The sequence below is a fragment of the Methanoculleus chikugoensis genome, from assembly GCF_900095385.1.
Lineage (GTDB): Archaea > Halobacteriota > Methanomicrobia > Methanomicrobiales > Methanoculleaceae > Methanoculleus > Methanoculleus chikugoensis_A.
On record NZ_FMID01000015.1, the window covers coordinates 1 to 10,343 of the forward strand.

The 10,343-nt window shown below is 48.2% G+C and carries 5 protein-coding genes; 3 read left to right on the plus strand and 2 right to left on the minus strand.

Features of this window, described 5'->3' with window-relative positions; translation table 11 throughout:
• The 3 genes from L21_RS02650 to L21_RS02665 all read left to right on the plus strand — a co-directional run.
• Window positions 1-1,568 (plus strand): NBR1-Ig-like domain-containing protein (locus tag L21_RS02650; RefSeq protein WP_218600622.1); only part of this gene is annotated, 1,568 nt, incomplete at its 5' end.
• Between the two features lie 508 nt (window positions 1,569-2,076).
• Window positions 2,077-3,456, plus strand: coding sequence for a class I SAM-dependent methyltransferase (locus tag L21_RS02660; RefSeq protein ID WP_074368955.1), 1,380 nt, complete (start codon window positions 2,077-2,079; stop codon window positions 3,454-3,456).
• Window positions 3,457-3,550: 94 nt separating this feature from the next.
• On the plus strand, window positions 3,551-5,743 hold the full coding sequence (locus L21_RS02665; RefSeq protein WP_074368952.1) for a sulfatase-like hydrolase/transferase: 2,193 nt from the start codon (window positions 3,551-3,553) through the stop codon (window positions 5,741-5,743).
• Between the two features lie 307 nt (window positions 5,744-6,050).
• Here the strand turns inward: L21_RS02665 and L21_RS02670 are convergent, their stop codons facing one another.
• Together L21_RS02670 and L21_RS02675 are read right to left on the minus strand one after the other, a co-directional pair.
• On the minus strand, window positions 6,051-7,733 hold the full coding sequence (locus L21_RS02670; RefSeq protein ID WP_083608729.1) for a glycosyltransferase family 4 protein: 1,683 nt from the start codon (window positions 7,731-7,733) through the stop codon (window positions 6,051-6,053).
• 51 nt (window positions 7,734-7,784) lie between these two features.
• Window positions 7,785-10,343, minus strand: a 2,559-nt coding sequence (locus tag L21_RS02675) for a glycosyltransferase (protein ID WP_143727194.1), incomplete at its 5' end; no start/stop codon positions are given.

Here is a 10,343-nt window from a genome sequence, read left to right on the forward strand (position 1 = left end):
CCGTCACCATGCAGAACACCGGCACGACAACCTGGTCCGAGGGAGACCGGATCCGGCTGGGTGCCGTGGGCAGCGATGCGTCTCTGTTCGGACCGGCACGGGTTACGATTCCCGCAGGCGTGACCGTGGCGCCGGGAGCGTCCCACACCTTCACCTACACCATGACCGCACCGGCGACAGCAGGAACCTACACCCCCCAGTACCGCATGGTCTGGGAACTCCACCAGTGGTTCGGAGAGACCCTCACAAAGACGATTCAGGTGACACCAGCATCAACCGTTGACGCTGAAGTCGTTTCCGACACCATCCCCGCAACTATGACCGCGGGGCAGAGTTACGCGGTCTCCGTCACCATGCAGAACACGGGCACGATGATCTGGTCCGAGGGAGACCGGATCCGGCTGGGGGCAGTGGACGATGCGGCGCTGTTCGGGCCGGCACGGGTCACGATCCCGGCGGGAGTGACCGTGGCGCCGGGAGCGTCCCACACCTTCACCTACACCATGACCGCACCCGCAACAGCAGGCACCTACACTCCCCAGTACCGCATGGTCTGGGAACTCCACCAGTGGTTCGGAGAGACACTTCCCAAGACGGTACAGGTGACAGGGGCATCGACCGTCGATGCCGCAGTTGTTTCGGATACCATTCCCGCAACCATGACCGCAGGGCAGAGTGCCTCGGTCTCCGTCACCATGCAGAACACCGGCACGAAGACCTGGTCCGAGGGAGACCGGATCCGGCTGGGTGCTGTCGGTGATGCGGCGCTGTTCGGCCCGGCACGGGTTGCGATCCCAGCGGGAGTGACTGTGGCGCCGGGAGCGTCCCACACCTTCACTTTCACCATGACCGCACCGGCAACAGCAGACACCTACACGCCCCAGTACCGCATGGTGTGGGAATACCAGCAGTGGTTCGGAGAGACACTTCCCAAGACGATTCAGGTGACGGCGGCATCGACCGTCGATGCCGCAGTTGTTTCGGACACCATCCCCGCAACTATGACCGCAGGGCAGAGTGCCTCGGTCTCCGTCACCATGCAGAACACCGGCACGAAGACCTGGTCCGAGGGAGACCGGATCCGGCTGGGTGCTGTCGGTGACGGAGCGGGCGATGCGATTCTGTTCGGCCCGGCACGGGTCACGATCCCGACGGGAGTGACCGTGGCGCCGGGAGCGTCCCACACCTTCACTTTCACCATGACCGCACCGGCAACAGCAGACACCCACAACCCCCAGTACCGCATGGTCTGGGATGGGCACCAGTGGTTCGGAGAGACACTCGCAAAGACCGTGCAGGTGACGACAGCAGCAACGCCAACAGTGGACGCGGTCGTCGTAAATGAGACCATCCCTACAACCATCCCCACTACCATCCCCACTACCATCCCCACTACCATCCCCACTACCATCCCCACTACCATCCCCACTACCATCCCCACTACCATCCCCACTACCATCCCCACTACCATCCCCACTACCATCCCCACTACCATCCCCACTACCACAACCGCGGGACAGAATGATACAGCTCCTGTCACCGTGCAGAACACCAGCACAAAAACCTGACTCGATGGCAACCAGATTCCGCTGAGCGGTGCTAGGCGATGAAAGGGGTAATGCGACACAGTTCTGACCAATGGAGGTTTTGATCCCGAGCACGTGAAGAAAGGGAGGTATAGATTTTCAACATTTTCCGGACATATCCATTCCCTCTCTATGCGGGATATTTACAAAACCACCACTTCAACAGGCATTTCGCTTAAAGATCTTACGGGTCGCAGACAACAGTTAGTTGAGCTTAACTCTATCGATACCCGATTCGTAAGCGGTATATATCATGGAACATCAACAATTTAACTAATTAATCATCAGGTGATCATGTTGCAGTTACGGCACATTTTATTGATTCTCATTGCGCTGATCGTCATTCCCCAATCGGTTTCCGCGTACCTGGATCCCGGTGTCGGGAGTATGATCTGGCAGTTGCTGGTCGCAGTCGGGTTGGGTTTGGTATTTACGTTAAAAATGTACTGGCAGAAACTCAAAGATCGATTCAGACCCAGCGCCGATGGCCATGAAGAGTGAATCAGGAGTCCTTCCCAGTTCCTTCAGAGACCCGGGCGGCTTTCTTTTCCGGCGCGATGGTGTACTCTACCGGCAGATAAACGATGCCTGCCGCGAGGACTATGACTGCCTCATGCAGTCCGGCCTGTACGATAAACTCGTCTCCAGACAAGCCCTGATTCCCCACAAAGAGGTCGATATCCCTCCGGAACAAACCGAAAACGCATACCTCATCATCCAGCCGGAAGAGATTCCCTTTATCTCGTATCCCTACGAGTGGTCATTCAGCCAGCTCAAAGAAGCTGCACTGGTCACCCTGGATGTCGAGAAAACCGCACTGGAGCACGGGATGACCCTCAAGGACGCCAGCGCCTACAACATCCAGTTCCACCAGGGGAGAGCGCTCTTCATCGATACCCTCTCATTCGAGCGCTACCGGAAAGGGGATCCCTGGGTGGCGTACCGGCAGTTCTGCCAGCACTTTCTTGCACCGCTGGCGCTCATGGCCCACCGGGACATCCGGCTCGGCCAGTTGCTGCGGGTTTACATCGACGGCGTCCCCCTGGATCTCGCGAGTTCTCTCCTGCCCGGGCGGACCCGGCTCAAGCCGGGCCTTGCCATGCACATTCACATGCACGCGAAGAGCCAAGCAAAGCACGCGGATACCCACGAGACCATCGAGCGCCCGAAACTGGCTAAAAACGCACTGCTGGGTCTGCTCGATAGCCTGTCCAACGCCGTCAGGGGCCTGGACTGGCGGCCCGCCGGGACCGAGTGGGCCGACTACTACACCGAGACAAACTACTCGGCGGCCGGGTTAGAGCACAAGAAGAAGCTTGTCGGCGAGTTCCTGGACCTCGCCCGGCCCCGAACGGTCTGGGACCTCGGAGCAAACGTCGGGGTCTTCTCCCGGCTTGCAAGCGAACGCGGCATCCCCACTGTTGCGTTTGACATCGATCCTGCCTGCGTGGAGTTAAACACCCTCGATATCCGGAAGAATAATGAGCAGAACCTTCTCCCCCTCCTGCTCGATCTCACGAACCCAAGCCCGGGAATAGGCTGGCAGAATGCAGAGCGGGATTCGTTGATTGGACGTGGGCCTGTGGACATGATCTTTGCACTTGCCCTGATCCATCACCTCGCCATCTCCAACAACGTCCCGTTCGAGAGGATTTCCGGGTTCTTCGCTGAGATCGCGGACTATCTCGTGATCGAGTTCGTACCTAAGGAGGATTCGCAGGTCCGGAAACTGCTCGCGAACCGCGAGGATGTGTTCGGGGATTACTCACAGGATGTGTTTGAGGAGAGGTTTGGCGAACAGTTCACTATCATCAGGAAAGAGCCTATCGAGGACTCGTTGCGTGTCCTCTACCTTATGAAGGCCAGATGATCGTGAACAGCGTGCCGTTTGTAAATCAATTTACTGGAATGTATGCCTAAAGTCTGGGATTCGCAATAAATTACGTGCATTACGAGGAGACTTAATGACAATAAGAGAAAGAATTCAACAGATTTTTCATGACCCAGAAAAGTGGGGACCCACTGTAGCTGCATCATTTCTCCTGTCACTCACCTTGCTGTTCTTTGGCCCGTCATATCTGTATTACACAAATATTCTGGAGATTCCCTACCTGTATACAGACCTGGTCTGGGTTTTTGTAATTCACTCCTTGGTTGCAGGTGTAATCCTATCGATACTGTCGCTTTTTCTGAAAGGGAGCGTACATCAGCGGGTAGTAGTCCTCGTATTTGCACTCGGGTTATTATTCTGGGTTCAGGGGCATATACTGGTCTGGGATTATGGAATACTCAATGGGCGAGAGATCGTCTGGAATGATTATCTTCTCAACGGGATCATCGATTCAGCCGTCTGGATCGCCATTCTCGGGGTTGCACTCTTCAAGGCTCCTTCCTTTTACAAGCACATCGCCCTTGCAAGTGTTCTTTTGCTCGTCGTCCAGGGTGGGGGCTTGGCAGCCGAAATATATCAGGCACCGGATGAACCCGAGTGGAAGAGCTACACTATCGGTTACGATGACGAAACTATGTTTGAGTTCTCCAAGGAGCAGAATGTCATTATTCTGGTGCTGGATTCTTTTCAATCAGATGTTTTCCAGGAGATCATTGACGAGGAGGATGAATATCGTGAGATGCTTGATGGGTTTACCTATTACAGGAATGCAATGGGTGGATTTCCGACAACATATGCATCAGTTACATTTATCCTAACAGGTGAATATTATGACAATTCTATTCCAATACAGGACTTCATTAAAAATGCATTTTTAGAGGATTCGATCCCGCTCATACTGAAAGAGAATGGTTACAGGGTAGATTTGTTCCCTCTTGAAGGTGCAGAACTTTATTTAGGTGATGAGATCGCCTCGAATGTAGGCACTCAACAGCATAGTAGGGTAGATAAAGATGTAGACCAACAGAAAGGTGCAATGGAACTCTACAGACTTACCATGTTCCGATATGTCCCTCATTTCTTAAAGAGTGAGTTCTATTTCATGCCTTTTGTTGAACTCGGGGATAGTGATGACCTTCATCGCGATGTGGTTTTCTATAACTCTCTGATCTCCAGTACTGTTGCTTCAAGTGAAGCGAGGACGTTTAAGTACTATCACATCTGGGGAGCACATGGACCCTACACCCTCAACGCCCAGTTGCAGCAAGAAGACTTACCCCAGGATCGTTCTGGTGCTAAAGAACAGTCAAAAGCAGCATTAAATATCGCAGGAGAACTGATCACACAACTGAAAAGACAGGGGATCTACGATAATTCGATTATATTCATCATTAGCGATCATGGGACCCATGCAGGGAGAATTGGCTTAAATACAGGATCGTTGGACGAAAGCGCAGGAAATGAAATCCAAACCGTGGGGGAGGGTGTTATCGCTTCCGGGTTACCACTCATGCTGGTAAAACCATTCAATTCAGATGGGGATATGGCAATATCTGATGCACCTGTTACACTTGGCGATGTACCTCATACAATAGCATCCGTGTTAATGTTATCTGATGTTCCTTCCGGACCCTCAATCTTCTCGTTCAGCGATTCGAGTGACCGAGATCGAAAGTTTTACCACTATAACTGGAGTCAATGGTTGGACGGAGAGTATCACACATATTTACCTCCAATGAGCGAATACTCGGTTTCAGGTCATAGCTGGCTTCCCAGCTCATGGAAACCAACATTTAGGATATACAAACCTAAAGAAGTGGTCATATCCTTACCAACATATGAATACGACAGTGTCACCCAATTTGGGATCAAAGGAACCGCACAGCAATATCAACTTGCCGGATGGTCAGGCCCTGAAGAGGGATTTACCTGGACAAGTGGCCCACTTGCTGTGCTGGCAGTTCGAACGAAAAACACGGATTCTGATCTAACCCTAACAATCACCGCATCGCCCTATCTTGGCGGAGAGGTAATCGATCAACAACGGATGATTGTAGCCGTAAACAGGCAGTATGTTGGAGAGTGGGTGTTTGAGCAATCTGGATTTCAAGAGAAAACAATTGTTATTCCCCGCGAGGTATTAGAGGAGGAGATCCAGTATGTCGCTTTTGAGTTGCCAGATGCAGTATCACCCAGCGATTTGGGACTGTCAGAGGACAAAAGGAGTTTAGCAATAGCAGTCCATTCAATGAGAATATGCAGTTGAAATTCTAGCGTGAGCATTCGATAGTGTAACGAAACTTCTGTAAAATTAAAATAGCCCTGAATCCAACCTAGAATATCCGAAACGAGGGAGCCCATTCTGGTTCGATCCAGAACTCTACAAGAAGCGCAATGCAGTAGAACGGTTCTCCAATTGGATTGAGGTGTTTAAGAAGATTGTTCCACGTTAAGAGCGATATACACACTCGTTCATGGGATTGATGCACCTAGCATGCATTGTCATGATCGGGAGAGTATTGAGATGATCTCCATGACACAATATTACGAAAGATAACGGCATATCTTTTAGATTATGAATTAGTTCGATTCGTTCCATATTGACTCGTAAACCTCAATTTTTCTAATAAACAATAAGCAGTATAACCATTTGTTGCAATAATAGTTCGCATCTTCTCGTTATTCAATAAACACTGGAGAGCGCCTTCTGCCTCGTAAGTAGTCTGGTAATACAGCCCACAATTGTATTTTATACAGAATTGCCTTAACTCATCATTTCCTTCAGGGACAAGCAATGGGAGTTTATATTTTAGCCCTACAAACAGAGATTTGCCATCAATAGACTTGTCCACAATCCATAATACGGCACCTGCTTTGATCTGATCGTCCTGAAGCCAGTCAAACATAACGAATCGGCAATCCCCATTTTCAGAACTCTGCGAAAGCCTATTAATTGCATCAATACAATCGAGATCGATGTGACTACCATAACAAAGAACTAAATTTTGTTTTCCAATCTGCCCAGCATTTGACGGATCTATGTGATCATAAAGTTCGAGAATCTTCTTCACTTGATTATCGCTGGTATTGGCTCTTATTTTTTGATATGCGTACTCTCCAAAAGTTTTGATTTTTTCAGGATTCTGTATGACATATAACATCTTTCGTGCAAGGTCCTGAACATTTCCCGATTCAAAGAGAAGACCTGTTTTTTCATCCTCTACCAATTCCGGAATCCCACCACAATTTGAAGCAATCACAGGGGTTTTCGCGGCCATTGCTTCAGTAATAGTGACCGGCTGGTTTTCTGGCCAAATCGAGGGCAAAATTAAAACATCGGTCTGGGCATATGCGTCCTTGATATCTTTTATCTTTCCCCAAAACTTTACAGAACATTCCAACCCCGCACTTTGCACTTTATTCTTGTATTCCGCCAGAAGTTCCCCATCTCCTACAAGATTGAGTATATACCTATCCTTATCGAGATATTGCAATGCCTCAAGCAAAACATGAATCCCTTTATGGGCTCCAAAGTATCCAATAAATGTAAATCTTGTAGAACCAGGACTTTTAATTTTATTGATGCTCGTAAATTTTCGGACATCAATCCCATTCCAGATTACATGAAATTTGTGCGCAGGGAGCCCTGCACATATATAAGCATCAGCAAGGTACCGGCTTGGAGAAATAAATGCGTCAATATCCTGGAGTTGAAGTGCAATGAAATTCTGTCTCATCCATAGAGGTAAATTGTTGCCATTTTCGTCCGAAAAAGAAGGCATACATTCTTCACATCGGGTGAAATCCCGACAAATTTCACCCTCATGTTTCATAACAGTATTCTTTAAACAAAACCCCCAATGATCATGCAGAGTCATTACGGTCTTTATTCCCTTCTGTTTAGCAATATGGATAAGGCCTACAGAGAGACCGATGATGTTATGGAAGTGTACTATATCGGGTGAAAATTCATCTAAAATTTTCTGAAAGTGCTCTTCCACCTCCTTATGAAAGAAATTAATGCGATCTGAAGGGTAGTCTTCCGACGTCAGACAAACACGATAGACGGTTAAACCCTCGTAAACTTCCCGCCGCATTGAATGCCTATTATGCCAACCCTGGGTGTCTCCAGTAAAGACGACAACATCATGACCGAGTTCCTTTAGAATTTTGGCCTGCGCATGCGCTATCAACTCTGCCCCCCCGATGAAATTCGGGGGATACACATTACAGCAGATAACTATCTTTTTCCCCATAGCCTTCTCACTGTCTCACACAAATTCAACCACCGATGGCAGATGTTTTCCCTATTTCCGGCAATTTTTGATAATTTCATGCATCTTGCCCGCTGAAAGATTGATCTGTAGCGGACCCTGGCGGGTTACGGGCTTAAGGTAAGCCAACCCTAATCCACCCCACATTTCTCCCCTTGAAGGACCACCCGTTTCAACAATTCTTCCCGGGATAAAGTCAAGATCTACCCAATGGACATAGGGAGATCCCTCCCAATTTACCTCTTGCATACCTCTACGACATTCTGGATTGAAACTATCGTGCATAACGATAAAAAGAGGCTTTTTAGGGATATAAGAGAGTACGGACTCAAGATCCTGCTTTATGCCCTCAGCGGAGTGGTCACCATCAATTAGGATGAAATCAACAGGGACCTGCTCACGATCTAATTCTTTTAACAACAGCGGCAGGATAATTTTCGAAGGACCTGTCAGGAAACAGACATTATCAAACTGTCTAAACTTGTTTGGAATACTTGGGTCAATGTCTATAGAAAATACCGTATGAGAGTATTGCGATATTAACGAAAGACTTCCACCCATATAAGTTCCCACCTCTATACTGCACCGGGGTTTATGGCGGGAGAGCAGCGCAGTCACGGCTAACCTTTCAGAATGGTTCATTTGCCAATGTTCACATAAACAGCCAGGATAAAGGATATCCTCCCAATTGGGGGAATCAGCCAGCATCGCGGGTTCCTGACGAGATACAGATGAACCTACTGTTGTAAATTTTGTTGTAGATTCCAATATAAGAACTGATAATAATTCACGGATGTAGTCATCCCAGGATTTTATTTCCCTTGCCACAGCTTCTTGAGACAGTTTGAGATGGAGTTCTTCATCAGTGATAAGGCGATGTATTGTCTCAGATAAAAAACTAGCGTTTTTAACATCAACAGTCAGGCATCCACCATCTTTAGCGAGTTCTGCCATGACCCCTTTGTTATAACAAATACATGGTTTTCCATGCCAGAGACTCTCAAGGATTGGCATGCCAAACCCCTCTACTATCGAGGGATAAACTGTAAATGACGCCTTTTCATAGAGGCTATGCAACGTGATATCGTCAACAACTCCCAACCATTTGATATGAGGATTATTCGCTGAAACCGACTGAACATAGTCAGCAATGTCAAATGCTCCTGCATATCGGTTGCCTACAAGTGTGAGATTCCAATCAAGATTAGGGTACTTTTCCTGCAGCAACAAGCATGCTTGGACAAGTGTTTTATGATTTTTCCTGGGTTCTAATGTTGAAACACAGAGGATATCAGCAGATTTTGCTCTGAATTCAGGGATTTCTACTGTTCGTTCTGCACCGCCAAATTCGCCAGGAAGTGGATTGGGTATCACTTTGCAGCCACTAATGCTACTACTTTCCCAGAAATCCATCAAGCATTGAGCTGAATAATTAGAAATTGGGATTACAACATCACATTCAGCAAGACCTGTCATATATTGGCGGTGATTCTGCTTAATAGTTAGGTCTTTACAGAGATCGGGGTAAAGGACGGGAATAGCGTCATAAAAAATTGCTGCCAAGTTGATGCCTTTATCCCGTGCGTATTGACGGACGACCCGGGCATGGGTTTCATCGACGGTCTCTGTAAAAAGAAGCCAAAAAGTCCCACCTAGTGACGGAAGATATTCATGGAGCGTGACCCTGTGATCATCCGGAGAGAGTTTACTTTCATCACCAGGCAAAGGTCCATTAAATTCTCCTAACTGCTTAAACTCAGATTTATTAGGCAAAAGATAGCACTTAGACGATGAATCCCATACAACGAAAACGGGATCCAGATATCTCTGCAATTCCTTGCATATTCGCCGGGTAACCCGAATGACCCCGGAATTCGCGGGATCCCTGGAAGCGTTTGTTACATCAACTATTATAGTTAGAGACCCTGCTTTATCCTTAACAATACCTTCCTGCAGATCTTTCAGAATGTTGTTGTATTCCATAATAACACGGTCCCATCGGAAAGACTCGCGGAATTTCTCTAACGACGCCTCCCGCTTGGAAGTCTCGAGCTCATGCCCGTTCAAGATCTCAAGCGCTTTAACAACCATGTCGTTCATATCGTTACAGAGATACCAAGGATCGAGGATCACCTCGGGGTGCGCCCCTAGATTAAATGCAAGAACCGGGCGGCCCAACCACTGCATCTCGGCAATGGGGAGGTTAAACCCCTCCCATAAGGAAGGACTGATGCCTAAATCTGCCTGACTCATTACGTACTTTAATTCTGAGTCGTCGGGAAATCCTATGGGAAATACTAATTTTTGTAGATCATCAGGGATCTCTACGTTAGTAGGATCTGCTAGGATCAGCAAGGCACAATCAGGAACAGCGGTTCTAATTTGCCGCATTACGTCGAACATTGCTTCTGAGTTCTTGTAACAATAAGGCTCCCATCGACCCAGGCATAAGATTAATTTTTTCTCATGAGCCTTTAATGAATCAATGAAATGTATTGTATCTACAGAAGACTTCTTCAAACAGAGATCCTCCCCGTCCCAAAGTGTTGAATCAACGTGATCTGCACCCAATAAAACCGTTTGAACAGGAAC

Excerpts from the sequence above, each read along its gene's own strand:
- L21_RS02660 (WP_074368955.1), top strand. The coding sequence starts at position 2,077 with ATGAAGAGTGAATCAGGAGTCCTTCCCAGTTCCTTCAGAGACCCGGGC.
- L21_RS02670 (WP_083608729.1), bottom strand. The coding sequence starts at position 7,733 with ATGGGGAAAAAGATAGTTATCTGCTGTAATGTGTATCCCCCGAATTTC.
- L21_RS02665 (WP_074368952.1), top strand. The coding sequence starts at position 3,551 with ATGACAATAAGAGAAAGAATTCAACAGATTTTTCATGACCCAGAAAAG.